Here is an 18,259-nt window from a genome sequence, read left to right on the forward strand (position 1 = left end):
TACAGGCCAATTACCGGTGGCTGACGGCAACCGTCCCCTCGTCGAGCCGAACGGTGTACTCCTCGAGCGCGAACGAGATTTCGATATCGGCCGAGGTCGCGAGCAGCGTATCGAGCGCTTCAGGGTCGACGTGATCGAAGAGTGTGGTCTCGAGTTGTTCCGAAAGTGCAACGGGGTCGATGTCTTCGATGGCAGCGATGACATTGATGGCGGTCGTACTTGGTGTTGCGGTCGACCAATCGCACTGCCGCTGAACCGATGTCTCGTTGTCGTCAGAGCCACCCATGACATGGTGTGACAGTAGCCATGGCCATACCTGTTGTCATTGATAGGGTGACAGTGGTTTCAGTCAATCGCTCGCTGCGCCGTGGCTCACAGTTCTTCGGCCGTTTACAGCACCAACGTGGTGACCAGGCCGACGATTCCCGCGAGCGTAAACCCCACGCCCGGGACGGCGATCAGCCCGCCGAAGATGAGATAGAGCGAGCCGGACCGGCGGTTATCCGAGAGCACCGTTTGCTGTCCGCCGGCCGAGATTTCGAACCAGTCGCCGCCGCTAACGGTAATCGAACGGTCTGACGCCCGCTCGTTACGGCTCGAGTCGACGACGGTCCCGCCGAAGACGTGGACGTCGTCCCCCGCCTCGAGGCGCAGTTCGCGGTACTGGCGGCGAGCGAAACCGCGCTCGTCGGTCCCGTCGTCGGCATCGGACAGGCCGACGGCACGCAGCCGATCTAGTGCGTCGCGCTCGAGCCCCGAACCGTCAGTCCACGCGGTCTCGGTCGCCCAGTCCTCCAGCGAGAGGACGGCGTTCGTGGGGTCGACCGCGATACGATCGGTGCCGTCTTCGACCGCGAAGGGAACGCTGGCCGACGCACCGCCGTCGAACGACCAGCGATCGTCATCGGTGACGTTGTCGGCGGTTTCGGTCGTTTCGACCGCCCCGGTGTCGGCGTCGGGAGTCGTGCCAGTTTCGGCGTTCGCGTCGGTAGCCGCGCCAGCCCCGCCGTCCGCGTCGTCGCTATCGCTCCGGCCAGTCTCGGCCGCTCGAGACCGAGCCTGAACCGTGTACGCCAGACACGGCATGCCGGTGACGGGGGCCTCGAGAGTCTCGTCGTCGCCCTCGCGTACGGTCCCTTCGAACGCGACGAGTCCGGTTTCCCCGGCAACATCGCACAGCGCCGTCGGACCGGTTTCGCGGAGCGCTCGAGCGGTCCGGATCCGACCGGCACCGATCGAAGCGATGTAGAGCCCGACGCCGAGGATCGCGAGTCCGACCAGCGCGACGGCCCCGACGACGAAGACCTCCGTCGACAACATACCGGTCGATTACGGTCCGGGAAGGATAACTCCCGCGACACCGACCGGAGACGCCGCGGTTGCCCCGCTCGCCTCGCTGGCCGAACGGTTCGGGAACGGGTGCCGTCTCGCGGCGCTCATACCGCGTTCTCGTCGAACCGCGAGATTAGCTGGACGACCACCAGCAGCGTCACCAGAAAGACGCCGATCGTCACACCGCCGTAGAGCCCGAACGTCACCGGCGAGACGGGAACGGTCATCTCGAGGACGGTGAACTCCTCGAGCCCGGTCCACGCGGGGAGCACGAAGCCCAGTAGGGCGCCGAAGGCGGCGGTGACGGCGGTCAGCGCGGCGACGAGACCGACGACGACGCGCCGGCCGCCGAGTTCTCGATCGTCAGTCACGCGTGACCGTTCATCGGGTGGGACCGAGGGTGTTGCGTTTTTGTCGCGAGTTCGGGAGTCGGTACTCGAGTTGCCACGCGATCGTGTTCGACAGCTGAGATACCAAAACCGTTTGGAACCACTGGTATTTCCGGTGTCCGTATACGTACGCACACGGCAGTTCGTGGGCACGAACCGTGCCCCGCCCCTGCCGTCGCACTCCCACTCCACTCCCACCCCCACCCCCATCCGCCGGGCACTGCCCGGTTCGTGTCTGTGGGAGTGTCGACCGACGGCGCTCGGGTACGATATCTGTCGCGTTCGAGTGTCCGTCACACCGTTTTTTGACCGTCGCCCCCGTAGCTTCGCGGAGAGCATTCGTGGACTCCGATCCGACCGATTCAGACGACTCGAGGAGCCGACGAGGACTCGCCGAGAAGGAGCTGTTCCTCTTGCTTCTCGTCGGAATTGCCCTCCTGATGGGACTGACCGGGTTCGTCCTCATCGTCAACTGACGCCCGATCTCGAACGCGACCCACGACGCACGTCGCGTTCGCTTCGCACGCCGATTCGCCGTCGTCTACCGACGCGACCGCGACTGCACCGCCGTCACTCGCGCCTCGTGTGTTCGTCGCCCTCGATCGCGCGCGCCGCGATGAGGGTGACGAGCGCCAGCAATCCCGCCGTGAGCAGCAGGATGGCGAACTGGAGCGTCGACTCCAGCAGCGAGAACCCCCACGGGTTGAACGCCGCGAAGAGGACGACGAAAAAGAGGATGATCAGGAACGGGATCAGGTTCACTGCCAGGTCGAGGGCGACTTCCGCGTCGAATGCGCGTCGGCTCATGGGTTGGAGTGGGCTGTGTCAATCAGTGGGTTCGGCTTCGAGAGCGGAGGATCGCGCTTCCGACGACGATCACGACGCCGGCGACGGCGATGGCGAGGCCGCGACTCGCGAGTCCAACGAGTCCGTCTGCCGCGGGGACGGCGACCGCGCCGGTTCCCAGGGCGTAGAGCGCCGATCCTGCGACGACGAACAACACGCCGAACCCGATCGCGAGCGGCCACGGACTCGAGACGTGGCTCGATTCGGCCAGTATGCCGGCGACGCTTGCGGCGAACAGCACGAGTCCGCCGACGGCGATCGGAAAGAGATCGACGATAATGCCGACCTCCGAGAGCACGAGTCCGATCGCGATGAGGACGGGCCACGGGCTCGCCGTCGTCCGTTCCCGGTCGTTCGCACTCGTGTGGTCGGCCGTCACTGGCGACGGCTACCACGTCCGACAAGTAGTAGCTAGGGCTCTGCGTCGGATCCCGTGACTGTGATCGACCCGTGACGGTTCGTCGACGCTGCAGCGGTTTATCGAGGACAGCGGTCTCATCGACGACCGCCGTCAGTCCTCGCGGTCGACGACGAACTCGGTGAACTCGTGGAGCTTTCGGGTCGTCTCCTCGTCGAACTCGAGGCCGTCGATCCGCTCGCGAGCCTGCGCCGCGAGCTCGAGGGCGTGCTCGCGGGCGTACTCGAGGCTGCCGGCGTCCTCGATGATCTCGAGGGCTTCGGTGATCTCCTCGTCGGTGTTCTCGTCGGCGCTGAGAATGTCTTGGAGTCGTTGGGCTTGTTCGGGGTCGCTCTCTTGGATCGCGTGGATGACCAGCAGCGTCTGCTTGCCCTCGCGGATGTCGTTGCCGAACTCCTTGCCGAAGTCGCCGGCCCGACCCAGCGAGTGCTCGACGTCCAAAATGTCGTCGCCGATCTGGAAGGCGACAGCGGTCAGTTCGGCGTACGCCGCGACGGCTTCTTCGACCTCCTCGGGCTGGTCGGTGACGATCGCCGCGAGTCGGGCGACGATCCGGGCGAGACAGCCGGTCTTACACGCACACATCTCGAGGTACTGCTCGGGCGTGATCCGAACGTCGCGTTCGTTGTGCCAGCAGATGTCCATCCCCTGGCCGAGGTGGGTCCGGTTGAGCTCGCACATCAGCATCTCGTAGGCCGCGAGGCGTTGCTCCGCCGAGAGGTCGGCGGGGTTTTCGGTCAACACCTTCAGCGGCAGGAAGTACAGCGCGTTGCCGGCGTTGAGCGCGATGTCCTGCCCGTAGAGGTGATGCAGCGCGCGTTCGCCGCGGCGAATCGTGGCTCCGTCCTCGACGTCGTCGACGATGATCGTCCCGTTGTGGAGGATCTCCGGGATGCAAGCGTAGTGGATATACTCCGCTGGATCCTCGCCGAAGCCCTCGACGAAGACGAGAAAGAGCACCGCGCGCCAGCGTTTTCCGCCACGATCGAGCAGCTCCCACAGCGGCGTCGAGAGGGCCCGCTGGATGCCGGTCGGATCGTACTCGTAGGTGGGGGCGCCGAAGAACGACTCGAGGTAGTCGGCGTCGATTTCCCGTGGGACCAGGTCGGCGATCGCCTCGTCGATAGCCGGCCGCCAGTCGGCAAGCGTCTCCCGCATACTCGACTCGAGAGGGAGGGGGATAAAAAAGATTCCCAGTTCCACCTGTCAGTACCGAAAGCATGTCAACACGGAACGTTCTCTCGATCGAACGGTTCCGCGAACGGTACAGTTACCCACGCGTACGTTCACCGCTCGAGTATGAGCAACTGGATCGGCGACGTCTTCACGAGCGACGTCGGCTGGGACCACCTCGAACGACTGGTCGATATCGGCAACCGAATGGCCGGCAGCGACGGCGAACGCGAGGCCGCCGAACTGACGCGCGACGCGTTAGTCGAGGCCGGGGCGCGAAACGTCCGCCTCGAATCGTTCGACGTTCAGGGCTGGACGCGCGGCGAGAGTTCGATCACCGCCCGCGAGACGACCCAGGAGTGTATCGCGCTGCCGCGCAGCCCGGCCGACCGCGTTACCGCACCGCTGGTCGACCTCGGCTACGGCCTGCCCGAGGATTTCGAGGAGCGCGACCTCGAGGGGAGCGTCGTCATGGTCCGCAGCGACATCCCGGACCACTACGATCGGTACCTCCACCGGCGGGAAAAGTACTACCACGCCGTCGAGAACGGAGCCGTCGGCTTCGTCTACCGCAACCACGTCGCGGGCTGTCTGCCGCCGACTGGAAGCGTCGGAACGGACGACGAACCGATCGGGGAGATTCCGGCCGTCGGCGTCTCGAGCGAGGTTGGCGCGCGACTGGCTCGGCGCTTCGACGGCGAGGATATCGAACTCGCCGTCGAGGCCGATATCCATCCGGCGGAGAGCCAGAACGTCCACGCCGAACTCGGCCCCGACACCGACGAGCGCGTGCTCGTGACGAGCCACGTCGACGCCCACGACATCGCGGAGGGCGCACTCGACAACGGGGCCGGCACCGCGATGGTCGTGGAACTCGCGAACGCGCTCGCAAATCGGGAGGACGAGCTCGAGACGCGCGTCGAGTTCGTCGCCTACGGCGCGGAGGAGGTCGGGCTCGTCGGCTCCTCGTACCACGCCGAGACGACCGACCACGACACCATTACGGCGATCGTCAACAGCGACGGCGTGGTCCGCGATCGAACGCTTTCCGTGACGACCCACGGCTTCGACGAACTCGAGGCCGCGGCTGACGAGATCGCCGAGCGCTACGGCCACCCGATCGAGACGGTGCCGAAGATGGGCCCCCACAGCGACCACTGGCCGTTCGTCCGGTGGGGCGTCCCCGGCTACCACGTCAAATCGACCTCCGACGACGTCGGCCGCGGCTGGGGTCACACCTTCGCCGACACGTTCGAGAAACTCGAGCAGCGGACGTTCCGGGAGCAAGCTATCCTCCTGAGCGACCTCGTCGTCCACCTCGCGCGCGAAAACGTGACCGTCGAGCACCGAGCACCCGAGGCGATCGCGGCGGCCCTCGAGGACCAGGGGCTCGCGGAGGGGATCCGAATCACGGGCGACTGGCCGTACGACGAGTAGGGAGGCGGTCGAGGAGGAGGAGGGCAACACGGACAGCTAACCCCACGTTTTTCTCCGATCCGCGCCAACGCCACGGCATGGACGCCGCGTGGTCGGGGGCCGAGCAGCCGCTCGTCGGTATCGTCGACTCGAGGACAGCGACGTCGTCGGACGTCAAATCGGCCGCGAGCGACCGCGGCGCGACGACCGTCCGCGGCGACCTCGAGTCCGTCCTCGCCGCCGAGCCGTCCCTGCTGGTGACCGCGGGCGAAGACGGTCTCTCAGCCGTCGCTCGCGCCCAACCCGGCGTTCCCGTCCTCCCGATCGGCGACGTGGACGGAATCGACACCGTCTCCGCGGCGCGGGCTCCGGCCGCGCTCGAGGCCGTCCTCGAGGGAGATGCCACCGTTCGTCGCCATTCGGTGCTGGGTCTCGAGGTCGAAGACGACGGGAGCGCAGACGACACCCGGAGCGCGGACGACGACAGGAGTAACCGCACCCGCGAGCGCGCGCTGTTCGACGCGACGCTCGTCACCGACGAGCCGGCGCGGATCTCCGAGTACGGCGTCGCGAGTCGCGGCGAGTCCGTCTCGACGTTTCGTGCCGACGGCGTCGTCGTCGCGACGCCGGCGGGCAGTTACGGCTATAGCAGCGCGCTCGAGGCCCCCCACCTCGCGTCGAGTATCGACGCCGTCGCCGTCTCGCCGATCGCCCCGTTCGCGACGCGGACGCGGCGGTGGGTACTCCCCGACGACGAGATCGCGCTCACGGTCGAGCGCGACGAGGGTGACGTGACGCTGGTAGTCGACGATCGATCCGTCCGAGCGGTCGGCGTCGGCTCGCGGGTTCGCCTCGGCGTCGACGGCGCGCTTTCGACGGTCGTTGTCTCGGATGACGGTGTGAGTACGAACGGGGAGTAGTGCTCGAGCGCACCAGTTCCGAAAAGACCTATCCGGGTTCACCCCGAAGCCGCGGCTATGTCACTCGAGGGACGGCTCGAAGCGGACGTCTCGGGACCGGACGGCGAATCTGAACTGGTAACGTTCGCGTTTACCGTTATCAACAGGGGGTCGGAGTCGGTCGATCTGCAGTTCTCGGACGCCTGCAAGGCGGAGTTCGTCGTGGAAGAGGACGGCCGCGAAGTCTGGCGATTCAGCGAGGGCCGAATGTTCGCACAGATGCTCAGCACGGATCGACTCGAACCGGGAGCGACGGAGACCTACGAGGCCGAGTGGACGGCTCCCCAGCCGGGCGGCTACATCGTTCGCGCGGAGTTGCAGGCCCAGGAGCAGGTGTGTGCGGCGCGAACCGACTTTGCCGTACAAGGGTGAGCCGAGCGCGCCGGCGAGTCGCACAGTACGCGGGGAAGGGCGATTCGAGGAGGCGGCGACGAGGGCCGACAGCGAAGTTCCTAAACCGTCCCCATCCTAACGGGCGACCATGCAAGCGCTGGTTATCGCGGCGCACGGCTCGCACCTGAATCCGGACGCCTCCGACCCTACCTACGCCCACGCGGACACCATCCGTGAGACGGGCGCGTTCGACGAGGTGCGCGAGGCCTTCTGGAAGGAAGAACCGCACTTTCGCGAGGTAATTCGAACCCTCGAGTCCGACGAGGTGTTCGTCGTTCCCCTCTTCATCAGCGAGGGCTACTTCACCGAGCAGGTCATCCCCCGCGAACTCCGTCTCGAGGAGTGGGATCCGGACCGCTGGGACTCCGACGGGACGGACGCCTCGCAGGCGACGCTCGAGGCCGACGACGTCGGGAAGACGATCCACTACTGCGGCCCGGCCGGCACGCACGACGCGATGACGGACGTCATCGTCCAGCGCGCCGAGACCGTCACCGGAAACCCGGACGTCGGCGAGGGCGTCGGTCTGGCGGTCGTCGGCCACGGCACCGAGCGCAACGAGAACTCGGCGAAAGCCGTCGAGTACCACGCCGACCGAATCCGCGAGATGGATCGATTCGACGAAGTCGAGGCGCTGTTCATGGACGAAGAGCCCGAGGTCGACGACGTCACTGACTTTTTCGAGAGCGAGGATATCGTCGTCGTCCCACTCTTCATCGCCGACGGCTACCACACTCAGGAGGACATCCCCGAGGATATGGGACTGACCGAGGATTACCGCCTCGGCTGGGACGTCCCCGCGGACGTCGACGGCCACCATATCTGGTACGCCGGCGCGGTCGGCACCGAGGGCCTGATGGCCGACGTCCTCTTAGAGCGCGCGGCGGACGCCGGGGCCGACATCGGCGACGCACTCGAGGCCGTTCGCGACGAGGTGACGCTCTCGAGCGAGACGGACCCCGACGCCGGCCCGGAGCCGGGTGCAGAGGCGGGGGACTGACGCGTGACGATGGCGACCACCGATTTCGAATCGCTGGTGAGGGCGGTCGAATCCGAGGCACCGATCGAGTTCGACGGCCTCCGAATCGATCGCGAGGACGACGCCTACACCGTCGAGACGCCCGAAGGAGCGCAAGCAGGGCTCGAGGCGGACGATCTCCAGCAGGCGCTCGAGCCGATCGCCGAGTACGTCACGAACTGGGACTACTGGCAGCGCTCCGTCGCCGGCGAGGGGACCGCTCGCCGCGCGTTCCTCCGGTGGTGCGAACGAGCGCCACTCGAGGACGACGACCGCGAGAACGGAGCCGAACCCGACCGGCCGACGGACGAGAAGACGCTCGCCGTCCCGGCGCGGTACGAGTCCCTGCGCGACGGGATCGACCGCGAGTGGGGACAGCTGGCTATCACGACCAGATTCGTCGACGTCGACGAACCCGGCGGCGAACGGGTCTACGACTGCTGGCACGTCGACGACGCTGACACCGATCTCACCGAACTCGAGGTCTACGACGACCCTCTCGACGCCCGCGAAATCGCAACCTACGACGAGGACGGTCGCTACCGGCCACTGAAGACCGCGCCCACACTCGTCTCGGGCTGGGCCTTCACCGGACTCTCGGGGTCGGAACTCGTCGAGACGGTCGAGTTCTTCTACCCCGCGACGGTCGCCAACTGGAACCGGGAGCAGCGGGACGCGCTGGACGTCGACCACTGGCTCGAGACCGCCGAGCGCCAGACGGGCATCTACGACGTGATCGACGAACTCCCCCGCGAGGCCGTCGACTGGATGGCCGAGGCCTGCTGCGTCGACTCGCAGTGTCTTCGCCGCCGGGAGTGGCAGTACGAGGAGGGCGACGACCTCGACGTCGACGGCGGCGACGGGACTTTCCCCTGCCGAGAGCCCTGCTCGCTCGTCGTCGCCGCCGCCCGTAAGTGGACCATCCTCGAGTCCGAACAGGAGCACAGCTACGAACTCGAGTTGACCACCAGCGAGTTCAACCAACTCGCAGAGCTGATCGACGCCGTCGCGGAGGGTCGCACCGACGAGATCCGCGAAGCGGACGTCAACGACGGTGCGAACCGTTTCCGCGCGCGATACCTCCGAGCGAAGCGATTCGACGAGGAGGGGAGCCTCGAAGCTCGAGAACGACGGGACGACTAACCCGACTCGAGCCGCGTCAGAGAACCAGTAAGGCGACCGCGACGCAGAACCCGATCGCAACGATTCCGACGCCGGCCATGGCGAGCGGCCCACCGATCGCGGCTGCCGTCGTCGTCGCGATCGCGACGGCGATGATGCCGAGTGCGACGACGACGAGTGTCGCCGGCTCGAGACCGGTCGCGGCGACCGCGCGCTCGAGGGCGTTCGGCTCCGGCTCCCGCTGGGCGGGTTTGGCGAGCGAGTCGTCGACGTCGACTTCGGCCGGCGCCGGTTTCGCGACGACGGGGATCGACAGCGACTCCGAGCCGTAGCCGGTCAGCACTTCGAGGGTTCCCTCCACCGGGCGATCGATCGACTCGGTGGCGACGTGGACGGGAACGTACGTCTCGCCCTCCGATTCGACGTAGTAGTTCGAGGTCTCGAGCGACGCGATTCGTTCGAGGTCGCCGCCGAGCCGACAGTGGACGTGCGCGGGCGGGCCGTGGCTCTCGAGGAGCAGACCGAACGACTCTCGCGTCTCGAGGGTACCGACGGCTGTCTCGAGCGAATCTGCGGACCCGCGATTAACGTGGACGGTAACCTCTCGAGACATCGTGAATCGGGCCGCTCAGGCCGGGGTCTCCTCGCGCATATCCGGCGGCAGCAGGTTCGGGATTCCGTCCTCGATCGGGTACCGTTCGCCACACTCGCTACAGACGAGGACGCCGGCGACGATTTCGTCGGTCTCGTCGCCGTCGTCGTCGGTCGCGTATTCGGCGTCCTCGAGTTCCAGATCGTGTTTGTCGAGCGGACAGCAGAGAATCTCCAGCAGCGACTCCTTCATAGTACGTAGGCTGGCCGCATGCAGCAAAAGGTTTCGGGAACGCGTCGGAGTGCGAGTGGCGGTCGCGACTCCGGGGCGTTAGGCTGATTCGTACGGATTCTCGACGATGACGGTCTCCTCGCGGCCGGGACCGACGCCGATCGCGTAGATCGGCGTGTCGAGTTCGTCGCTGACGTACTCGAGGTAGGTTCGAGCGTTCTCGGGCACGGCGTCGTACCCCTCCGCGGCGACCTCGGCCCAGTCGACTTCCGGCCAGCCGTCGAACGTTCGGAACGTGGCCTCACAGCGGCCCCACTGCTCGGTGGTGGGAGGCATCGTGAAGATCTCCTCACCGTCGAACTCGTAGGAGTGGCCGACTTTCACCTCGTCCAGTCCAGCCAAGACGTCGATGTGATTGATCGCGAGTCCGGTAAAGCCGTTCGCACGGGCCGCGTGGCGGAGCATCGGCATGTCGAGCCACCCGACGCGGCGCGGGCGACCGGTGACCGTACCGTACTCGCCGCCCTCGTCGCGAATGTAGGTCGCGAGTTCCTCTTCAGCGTCGTCCGCTCCCTCCGCACCATCGTAGTTCGGCGTCTGATCCTCGACGCCGCCGAGTTCGGTCGGGAGCGGTCCCGTGCCGACCCGCGAGAGGTAGGCTTTGACGATGCCGACGACCTCTCCCTTTCCGACGACGGTTGGGCCGAGGCCGGTGCCGACGGTCGCACCGCCCGACGTCGGGTTCGAGGAGGTGACGTAGGGGTAGACCCCGTGGTCGATGTCGAGCGAGGTCCCCTGTGCGCCCTCGAGCATGACGTTGTCGCCGTCGTCGATGTGCTCCTGGAGGAAGGTCCCGCAGTCGACGGTCATGTTCTCCTCGGCGAGTCGCTCGCCGTACTCGCGGTAGGTCTCGTAGAGGTGGTCGATGTCGAACGCCTCGCCGGTCTCCTTGCCGAAGACGTCCTCGGCGAGGGCCTTCTTCTGGGGCACGACGTACTCGAGGCGCTCGCGCAGGACCTCGGGGTCGAGTAGGTCGCCGATCCGGACGCCGCGGCGGCCGGCTTTGTCCTCGTAGGTCGGGCCGATACCGCGTTTGGTCGTTCCGGCCGCGAGGTCTTCCTTTTCTTCTTCCTCGATGCCGTCGAGGGCCCGGTGGTAAGGGAGGATGACGTGTGCGCGTTCGGCCACGCGCACGTCGGGTTCGAGTCCCCGGTCGCGGAGCGTGTCGATCTCGTCGAACAGCGTCTCGGGGTTGACGACGCAGCCGTTCCCGAGGACGCCGACCTTCCCCCGGACGGCGCCCGACGGCACGAGCGATAGTTTGTACTTCTCACCGTCGTCCACGACGGTATGTCCAGCGTTGTCGCCGCCCTGATACCGGGCGACGACGTCGGCGGCGTCGCCGTAGAGGTCGACGACTCCACCCTTGCCTTCGTCGCCGAGTTGCGACCCGACGATTGTGACGGTCATAACAGCGACGGGTTCTTGCCGGGCCGATAAACAGATTACGGTATGGACGGGTCGAACGCGTCGAGATATACACGGTCGTGGATACGTTCCCCCCTCGAGACTGACGATACCCTCGTCTCGATGCCGACCGATTCGGTGACCACTTCCCCCGAACGACCCGAACCAATCGGCAGAAATGCGGCCGCGCTCGAGCGACCTCCGAGCCGACCATCTCCCAAACAGTCCGTCGCCGAACATCATCGGTCCCGACGGCGGGTGGCGATTCGACCACGAATCGTGCGGCCAGTCTCTCCGTGAACGGAAGCGTTAACTACTGACAGGAACGAACATCGAGTTGACAGTGGGCCGCCGAATCGGCAGGAGTAACTTTTAAAAGGCCCAACGACAAGTTAACAAATGCCATGATAGACCGACTTGAGAAAGAAGTCGATATGTTGGAACGACATCTGCAGGTCCTGAAGATGGTTATCGAAAACGAACCGATCGGGATCGTCAAGATGTCGAACGAGACTGGCTACCCCCACCACAAGGTCCGCTACTCGCTGCGCGTCCTCGAGGAGGAGAACCTCATCGAGCCCTCCAGCCAGGGTGCGATCAAGACCGAGCGAACGGCGGAGTTCGTCGACGAGCTCGACGGCAAGCTCGACGACATTACGGACAAACTCGACGGCATGAAGATCGAAGACGTCGCCGAGATCGAAGGCTAACCTCCCCCACTCGCCTGACTCGAGACCGACAGTCGCTCTCGAGCCGTCCTGGGGTACGGGGGACCAGTCCCCGCTGAATCGAATCGCAGACTATCGCCGCTGCCGCCCGTCCTCGTTCGACCGACGTCGGTCGACAGCCGGCGGATAACTGCTGTTCTGGCGCTTTTGTGTTCCTGCAGCCGTCGCTCGGACTGCCGTTCTATAGACGCCACAGCCGCAGGTCCGAAACCAAGCAATAACGCTTCGACTCCGCCTGGAGAACGCCTCAACCCCGTCCGCGGAACGTCGAGGAAAAACGAAAATCCCGATTAGAGTTCGGGAACGTTCATGTGGAACCCTTCGGAGCGCGACTCGACCAGACAGAGGTGATACCCCTCCTTTCGCGAGAGGTTGACGTAGCTCAGCTTCGAGCCGCGACTGAGGAACCCGCCGCTCGTCGCCTGTTCTGTAACCTCGAGCGCGCCGGGTTCGAAGTAACTCGAGGTGACGACGACCGACGCCGCGAGGTCCGGATAGTTGGCCTTGACCGCCGAGGCGGCTTCCTCCATCTCCTCGAGCATCCCCTGCGACGCGGGGTCACGCGAGTCGTTCAGGTTCGCGACGACGAGCGGGTTCCCCATCTTGTCGAACGCGACGACGTCGAACGTTACCTCGTCGGGGACGTCCTCGGTCTCGTCGTCCGCGAGCGAGATCGACGCGCCCAGTTCGGCGCGGTCGATACGCGGAATAGCGTCGTAGAGGTCGCCCAGCGCGTCGCCGTTGCCCGTATCCCGGATCTCGTAGAGGACGGTCTCGGTCAGCCAATCGACGAACCGGTACTCCATGGTGGACGATAGGAACTCCTCGTAGGGATCGCCGTCGACGGCCACGTCGGCCGCGTCGAAGCTGGTGTGGTGCTCGAGTTGCAGGTTCGAGGCCACCTCGTTTTTGTCCGCGTCGCCGTCGTGAGCCGTCTCCAGCGTCGGCTGGCTCTTCGAGCCGTACCTGACGAAGAGGTTCGTCTCGGCTAACGCCCGTTGGGGTGGGAGCTGCGTGCTCGCTGCCGGCGTTTCCGATCCCGTGCCGGTGTTCGCCGCCGACTCGCGAGCGCGTTGCAGTTCGGCTTCGAGCTCCGTGATCCGGCTCTGGAGTCGATCGACCGTCGAGGTCAGTTCCTGGTTCTCCGACCGAAGCTGATCGCGTTCGGTCTCGAGCTCCTCGGCTTTCGTCACGACCGCGTCGCGTTGCTCCTGCAGCGTCTCGAGTTGTTGGGTGAGCGTGGCGATTCGCTGTTGCTGTTCGGTGCCGGTAGCGCTCGTGATTCCGCGGTTCGAGCCGGACTCGGTACTCGTTTGCCCTGACTGTCGCTGCTGAGCGCCGTGTTGTTGGTTCGATCCGCTCGATGTCGAGCGCGAGGATGCGCTTGCACTCGAGTCGTCCGCCGGTGTGGACGCATCGCGAGCACTGCTGTCGGATTCGCTGGCCGTCGACTCCGTCTGTCGGCGCGCGCTCGGTCGTCGTGTCGCCTCCCCGCTGGCAGCCGACTCCCGTTTCGAGTCGGTCGACTGGCTGTTGTCGGGGTCGATCGACGGAATACTGCGCGTTTCGCGCCACTGCGCTTCCTCCTCGAAGCGTTCGTCCTCCGGATCCGCCTGCTGTTTCGATTCGCCAGCAGGCTCGTCCGTCGACTCGGTTGGCTCAGCCGGTTCCGATTCCTCGGACGCGTCGTCGGCCGAGTCGACGTCGTCCTCGGTCCAGGAGATATCGTTCTGATCCAGTTGTTCCGCGGCCGCCTCCACCTCCGCGAGGTCGGGGCTGGTGCGCTCGGTGGTGTCCGACTCGGCCGACGACGGCTGTTCGTCGGCGTCCGTCTGCTCGTCGGTCGACTCCGACGGTGCATCCGGCACGGCGGTCCGGTCCGCCGCTGTCGCCTCTCCCGCCGGCGCTGACGGTACCGACTCCGTCGACGAGTCGACGGCTGCCGAGTCGGTCTCCGGCGACTCCGTCGCGGTTTCGTCGAACGAGGTCGACACCGACTCGTCGGGTGCGGTTCCGCTCGAGTCGAACTCGGCTCTCGGTTCGGTCTCCACACTCGAGTCGGTTCCCGCGTTGAGGGAGTCTTCGTTCGACGCGTCGGATTCGGACTCCGGCGCGGTGATGCCGCTCGAGGATGCGTCCAGCGCCGGCTCGTCGGCCGTAGTGATTCCCGACGCCTCCTCGGTCTCGTCGGGAGCCGACGACTCGCCCGTCACGTCGTCGAACGCAACGTCGTCGATCAGCGAGTTAGTGGCCGTCTCGTCGGCCGACGTGGTCGGCTCCGATCCCGAGATGTCGATCGATTCGATGGCGGACTCCGTCGGGTCCGTCGACGGTTCGGCGTGGGTGTCGGGGCCCGTACCGGGTTCGGTACCCGGTAGCGTTTCCGAAGCGGAGTCGGCATCCGGAGCTGTTTCTGGTACGGGATCAACGCCCGAGACGTCCGTCGATCCGGAGCCGGCGTCGGCGGGAGCTGCGTTAGTAGTCGTCCCGGCACTCTCGTCGGCGTCGGCACCAGCCGTTCCCGGCACGTCCGTCACGTCGATATCGACGTCGCGGACCTCGTAGATTCCGACCTCGTCGTCGGCTCTGTCGAACGCCTCGTCGCCGGTGAGTAGCCGTTCGGCGTTGCCGATGTAGGCGGCTGCCATCCGACGGCCGCCGTAGTAGACCGCGTAGTAGTCGCCGCTGAGCACGTTCTCGCTCAGTTCGACGTAGCCGGTGAACGAACCCTCCTGGAGCGTCCCGTCGACCTCCCGGAGCGGCGTCTCGTTGGTGTAGTACTTCGCTCTCGTCTCGCCGCCCTGTGCTTCCATCGCACAGAGTAGGGGGAGAGAGGGGTGTGGGGCCTCGTAAACGGTACCGGAGGCGTTCTCGAAGTTCTCGATCGTGCCGTCGACGACGCCGACGATGCGGCCGTTGAGCATGAACAGCCACGTTCCGGCGGCAGCGACGGCTCCCGAGAACTCAGAAGCAGCGAGATCAGTAAGACCGTCGTAACCGCCACTGAACGGGCGAGAGTCCCATTGTTCGGCGCGCTCTTGCGTGCGCGAGTCCATACGTCAACAAGCGAGAACCGCACTAAATACGTTTCGCCTAGATACTCTCTCTATTTTTTATACGGAGACTGCCGTCCGCTCACGACGAGGCGACCGTCAGATCTTCGACTCCGCGTCCTCGGCGAGCTCTTTCATCCGCTTGCCGATCCGGCCCGCACTCGAGAACTCGTCTTCACTCATCCCCTTCGCGAGGGCGTTGCCCAGCACGAAGACCGCGTGTTTGTGTTCGCTTTTGGACTTGTGGACGTGCGAAGGGTCGACGTCGAGCTGGTGGTACGGCTCGAAGAGCGCCTCGTCGACGTCCTCCCGCTGGGAGAAGTACTCCATAATGACGACGAGTTCTTCGTGGAGCTCGAGGAGTTCGTCTTTATGCATGGACGCCCGTACGAACGGTTTCGGCATAAACGTTGTGTGCAACCCGGAACCAAGACCGCTCGAGCGAACTCAGCGTGCCGGTTTCGTGCGGTCTCGACTGTCCCGTCGGTACTGACCGAACGCGAGAACGAGAATCCAGCAGCCGAAGGCGAGGGCGGCGACCATCTCTGGGACGGCAAACCACGCCATCGGGTCGCTCGCGCCGATCCGGGAGAGCAGCCACCCGAGCCACGCGAGTGGGTGGACGATTCCGAGCCAGATGGAGACGACTCCCAACCGCCGCTCGTCGGCGAGGATCTGCCCGGTGCCGTAGACCCACTGGGCGAACGGCGCGAGCCCGAAATACACCAGCGCGGCCGGCGCGTGCAGATCGGTGCCGAGGTAGAACTCGGTGTGGCCGATGAAGAAGACGCCGACGCCGACCAGTCCGACGGTCGCGATCCAGAGCAGGACGACCCCGAGGCGCTCGAGGGAGCTTCGGCTCGCGATCCAGAGCCGCCAGGCGAAGGGAATTCCGAGCAGCCCGCCGAGAATCAGTCCGCCGTTGAACAGGCGGAACGTCCGGGCCTCGTAGCGACCCATATCCGAGAGCGCTCGGCCGCGCCAGGTAAACGTCTCCGGCGCGGCGAGCAGCGTCGCGAGGACGATCGCGCCGAGCGCGACGACCGGTGCGGCGAGTCCGCAGGTCACTGCGATTCGTCTCCAGTTCCTGACGGTCATTATCGAACGGAGGACAGTCCCGTTCATCAACCCATTCATCGAGCGTCACCGCTCCTCCGTCGCTCTCGAGGCGAGCCGGTATCGTCACGGCTCGCGAAGCGAGAGAAAGGTGGACTCGAGACGGCGTTCGAGCGTCATCGAGGGTCGAACGGAGTCGTGAGGAGATCAGTCGGCAGCGACCTGCGTCGTTCCGTCGCGCTGGCCGGCCGGGAACCACGCGAGTTCGTGGTCGGCGGTGACGCGGACGGCGACGCGCTCGTCGAGATCGATCCGGTCGGAGTGGTTGTGCATGCACTCGATGGTCTCGCCGGAGTCGAGTTCGACGCGGTAGAGAACAGTGGGGCCGAGATAACGGCGATAGACCACGGAGCCGTTGGCCTCCTCCCCGTTCGCCGGGAAGGCCGTCACGTCGTCGGGGCGGACAAGCAGGTCGATGTTGGTCCCGTCGTACTGGTGGGCGAGGCCGTTGACGTCGTCCCGGAGGACGCGGCCGAGTGCGGTGTCGACGCTGTCGCCGTGAACCTCCGCCGAGAGGAAGCTGGCGTGACCGAGAAAGCCCGCGACGAATCGGGATTCGGGCTGCTGAAAGACCTGCTGGGGCGTGTCGATCTGCTCGATGTCGCCCTCGTTCATCACGGCGACACGATCGGAGATCGACAGCGCCTCCTCCTGATCGTGGGTGACGGAGACCGCGGTGACGCCCGCTTCCTTGATGATTCGGCGGACCTCCTCGCGCATCTCGACGCGCAGGTCGACGTCTAAGTTCGAGAAGGGTTCGTCGAGCAACAGCATCTCCGGCTCGGGGGCGAGCGAGCGGGCGAGCGCGATCCGCTGTTGTTGCCCGCCGGAGAGCTCCTCCGGATAGCTGTCGCCCTGGTCCTCGAGCCCGACGAGTTCGAGTAGTTCGTCGACCCGGTGGTCGCGTTCCTCGTCGGCCCACTCCTGTAAGCCGAAGGCGACGTTCTCGTGGGCGGTCAGGTGTGGAAAGAGGGCGAACTCCTGAAAAACGACGCCGACGCCCCGTTCCTCCGGCGGAACGAATCGGCCGTCGCCCGCGACGGCGTCGTCTCGGAGTCTGATCTGGCCGCCGTTCGGTTTCTCGAGTCCGGCGATCAGACGCAGCGTCGTCGTCTTACCACAGCCAGAGGGGCCGAGTAACGTGAGAATCTCGCCGTCACAGACCGACAGCGAGAGGTCTGGAATGACCTCCTCGGTGCCGTACCGTTTCGCGACGCTCTCGAGTTCGAGTACCACGCTCTCCGCGTTTGGCTCCGATGGTTGTTCCTCGGCCGCCGTCGTGAGTAGTTGTCCGTTCCCCATCGATCGACCCTCCGGCGTCTGCCGGCGTTCGTTTGGTTTAGGCGTCCCTAAAACACTTATAGCTACCGGTCGGTTCCAGCGGAGTGGGAAGACCGATGGCGGGGTAGAGACGGTCGATGCCCAAGCGGTGGTCGAACGCGGCCTACAGTTCGACGCCGCTCGGGATTAGACTGTGCTGGCGAAGCAGGTTCCCTTCGTCGTCGTAGACCAGAAACGTCCGTTTGTCGTAGGTAACGTAGTGCTCGCCGTCGAGGGTAATTTCGACCTCGTAGCGGCCCTCGTCCTCGGTGGCGTCCTCGCCGTAGCCGCGGGCCGCCCGGATAAAGGTGAGAACGTCGTCGGCCGCCTCGTTGAGTTCGAGGATGAACTCGCCGGTGACCCGGTTCGTGACGCTGACGACACCCGCGGCGTCGCTGCCGAGCGGTTCCTGGAGTCGAAGCGCGACGTCCGTTTCGCTCGCTTCGAGTACGTCTCCGTCGGAGCCGGTCAGGCGCTCGCGGAGCATCGTCGCCGGGCCGGTAAAGTTAATCGATACCGAGGGTTTGCTCGGTTCGCCGTCGGTCTCGACCCAGTCGACATTGCAGACATCTAGTGTGAAATGCTCGCGCCTCATTCCGTACCCGAGGGTTCGCACTCATACCGTATCAACGTGACGCACCCCGCGGCGGTGTTCGTCCAGTTTGCATACCAGTTCGTGACCGATC

General features: G+C 65.7%; 21 protein-coding genes. 7 read left to right on the forward strand and 14 right to left on the reverse strand.

What is annotated here, in order from left to right; all coding sequences use genetic code 11:
* Positions 1-10 precede the first annotated feature (10 nt).
* From ACSFDB_RS03135 to ACSFDB_RS03145, 3 genes are all read right to left on the reverse strand, one after another.
* Positions 11-286, reverse strand: coding sequence for a HalOD1 output domain-containing protein (locus ACSFDB_RS03135; protein ID WP_440769583.1), 276 nt, complete (start codon positions 284-286; stop codon positions 11-13).
* 104 nt (positions 287-390) lie between these two features.
* On the reverse strand, positions 391-1,320 hold the full coding sequence (locus tag ACSFDB_RS03140; protein ID WP_440769584.1) for a hypothetical protein: 930 nt from the start codon (positions 1,318-1,320) through the stop codon (positions 391-393).
* A gap of 116 nt (positions 1,321-1,436) precedes the next feature.
* Positions 1,437-1,703 carry a DUF7520 family protein gene (locus ACSFDB_RS03145; RefSeq protein ID WP_440769585.1) on the reverse strand — a complete coding sequence of 89 codons (267 nt, stop codon included), beginning with the start codon at positions 1,701-1,703 and terminating at the stop codon, positions 1,437-1,439.
* Positions 1,704-2,062: 359 nt separating this feature from the next.
* Here ACSFDB_RS03145 and ACSFDB_RS03150 point away from each other — a divergent pair, with 359 nt between their 5' ends.
* Positions 2,063-2,197 carry a hypothetical protein gene (locus ACSFDB_RS03150; protein WP_281245258.1) on the forward strand — a complete coding sequence of 45 codons (135 nt, stop codon included), beginning with the start codon at positions 2,063-2,065 and terminating at the stop codon, positions 2,195-2,197.
* Between the two features lie 94 nt (positions 2,198-2,291).
* Here the strand turns inward: ACSFDB_RS03150 and ACSFDB_RS03155 are convergent, their stop codons facing one another.
* The 3 genes from ACSFDB_RS03155 to ACSFDB_RS03165 form a co-directional block, all read right to left on the reverse strand.
* On the reverse strand, positions 2,292-2,528 hold the full coding sequence (locus ACSFDB_RS03155) for a DUF6684 family protein (RefSeq protein ID WP_440769586.1): 237 nt from the start codon (positions 2,526-2,528) through the stop codon (positions 2,292-2,294).
* A gap of 22 nt (positions 2,529-2,550) precedes the next feature.
* Positions 2,551-2,946 carry a DUF7541 family protein gene (locus ACSFDB_RS03160; RefSeq protein ID WP_440769587.1) on the reverse strand — a complete coding sequence of 132 codons (396 nt, stop codon included), beginning with the start codon at positions 2,944-2,946 and terminating at the stop codon, positions 2,551-2,553.
* Positions 2,947-3,078: 132 nt separating this feature from the next.
* The gene (locus tag ACSFDB_RS03165) at positions 3,079-4,143 is read right to left on the reverse strand and encodes a polyprenyl synthetase family protein (protein WP_440769588.1); all 1,065 of its coding nucleotides are present in this window, start codon (positions 4,141-4,143) and stop codon (positions 3,079-3,081) included.
* Positions 4,144-4,284: 141 nt separating this feature from the next.
* Here ACSFDB_RS03165 and ACSFDB_RS03170 point away from each other — a divergent pair, with 141 nt between their 5' ends.
* The 5 genes from ACSFDB_RS03170 to ACSFDB_RS03190 all read left to right on the forward strand — a co-directional run bounded on the left by ACSFDB_RS03170 (position 4,285) and on the right by ACSFDB_RS03190 (position 9,087).
* Positions 4,285-5,595 (forward strand): M28 family peptidase, encoded by a 1,311-nt coding sequence (locus tag ACSFDB_RS03170; RefSeq protein ID WP_440769589.1) that lies wholly within the window; start codon positions 4,285-4,287, stop codon positions 5,593-5,595.
* A gap of 77 nt (positions 5,596-5,672) precedes the next feature.
* The gene (locus ACSFDB_RS03175; protein ID WP_440769590.1) at positions 5,673-6,494 is read left to right on the forward strand and encodes an NAD(+)/NADH kinase; all 822 of its coding nucleotides are present in this window, start codon (positions 5,673-5,675) and stop codon (positions 6,492-6,494) included.
* Between the two features lie 57 nt (positions 6,495-6,551).
* Positions 6,552-6,905 carry a BsuPI-related putative proteinase inhibitor gene (locus tag ACSFDB_RS03180; RefSeq protein ID WP_440769591.1) on the forward strand — a complete coding sequence of 118 codons (354 nt, stop codon included), beginning with the start codon at positions 6,552-6,554 and terminating at the stop codon, positions 6,903-6,905.
* Between the two features lie 109 nt (positions 6,906-7,014).
* Entirely contained in the window at positions 7,015-7,926 is a 912-nt protein-coding gene (locus ACSFDB_RS03185) for a CbiX/SirB N-terminal domain-containing protein (protein WP_440769592.1), read from the forward strand.
* 9 nt (positions 7,927-7,935) lie between these two features.
* Positions 7,936-9,087 (forward strand): DR2241 family protein, encoded by a 1,152-nt coding sequence (locus ACSFDB_RS03190; protein WP_440769593.1) that lies wholly within the window; start codon positions 7,936-7,938, stop codon positions 9,085-9,087.
* A 16-nt stretch (positions 9,088-9,103) separates the two neighbouring features.
* On the opposite strand, the gene ACSFDB_RS03195 is transcribed toward ACSFDB_RS03190, so the two are convergent.
* From ACSFDB_RS03195 to ACSFDB_RS03205, 3 genes are all read right to left on the reverse strand, one after another.
* A complete protein-coding gene (locus ACSFDB_RS03195) occupies positions 9,104-9,679 on the reverse strand; it encodes a DUF7524 family protein (protein WP_440769594.1) in 576 nt (191 codons plus the stop codon).
* Positions 9,680-9,694: 15 nt separating this feature from the next.
* Entirely contained in the window at positions 9,695-9,910 is a 216-nt protein-coding gene (locus ACSFDB_RS03200) for a methytransferase partner Trm112 (protein ID WP_090304605.1), read from the reverse strand.
* A gap of 78 nt (positions 9,911-9,988) precedes the next feature.
* Positions 9,989-11,359: an adenylosuccinate synthase gene (locus ACSFDB_RS03205; protein ID WP_440769595.1), complete on the reverse strand. Its 1,371-nt coding sequence runs from the start codon at positions 11,357-11,359 to the stop codon at positions 9,989-9,991.
* A 401-nt stretch (positions 11,360-11,760) separates the two neighbouring features.
* On the opposite strand from ACSFDB_RS03205, the gene ACSFDB_RS03210 reads away from it, so the two are divergent.
* On the forward strand, positions 11,761-12,066 hold the full coding sequence (locus tag ACSFDB_RS03210) for a hypothetical protein (protein ID WP_019991613.1): 306 nt from the start codon (positions 11,761-11,763) through the stop codon (positions 12,064-12,066).
* A 308-nt stretch (positions 12,067-12,374) separates the two neighbouring features.
* Here the strand turns inward: ACSFDB_RS03210 and ACSFDB_RS03215 are convergent, their stop codons facing one another.
* From ACSFDB_RS03215 to ACSFDB_RS03235, 5 genes are all read right to left on the reverse strand, one after another.
* On the reverse strand, positions 12,375-15,140 hold the full coding sequence (locus ACSFDB_RS03215; protein ID WP_440769596.1) for a DUF7527 domain-containing protein: 2,766 nt from the start codon (positions 15,138-15,140) through the stop codon (positions 12,375-12,377).
* Between the two features lie 96 nt (positions 15,141-15,236).
* A complete protein-coding gene (locus ACSFDB_RS03220) occupies positions 15,237-15,515 on the reverse strand; it encodes a UPF0058 family protein (RefSeq protein WP_006089374.1) in 279 nt (92 codons plus the stop codon).
* Positions 15,516-15,584: 69 nt separating this feature from the next.
* On the reverse strand, positions 15,585-16,235 hold the full coding sequence (locus ACSFDB_RS03225) for a DUF998 domain-containing protein (RefSeq protein WP_440769597.1): 651 nt from the start codon (positions 16,233-16,235) through the stop codon (positions 15,585-15,587).
* A 165-nt stretch (positions 16,236-16,400) separates the two neighbouring features.
* Entirely contained in the window at positions 16,401-17,555 is a 1,155-nt protein-coding gene (locus ACSFDB_RS03230; protein ID WP_440769598.1) for an ABC transporter ATP-binding protein, read from the reverse strand.
* Between the two features lie 142 nt (positions 17,556-17,697).
* Positions 17,698-18,168, reverse strand: a complete 471-nt coding sequence (locus ACSFDB_RS03235) for a DUF5793 family protein (protein ID WP_440769599.1) — start codon at positions 18,166-18,168, stop codon at positions 17,698-17,700.
* Between the last annotated feature and the right edge of the window lie 91 nt (positions 18,169-18,259).

The sequence above is a fragment of the Natronorubrum amylolyticum genome (genome assembly GCF_052040145.1).
In the GTDB taxonomy this organism is placed as follows: Archaea; Halobacteriota; Halobacteria; order Halobacteriales; family Natrialbaceae; genus Natronorubrum.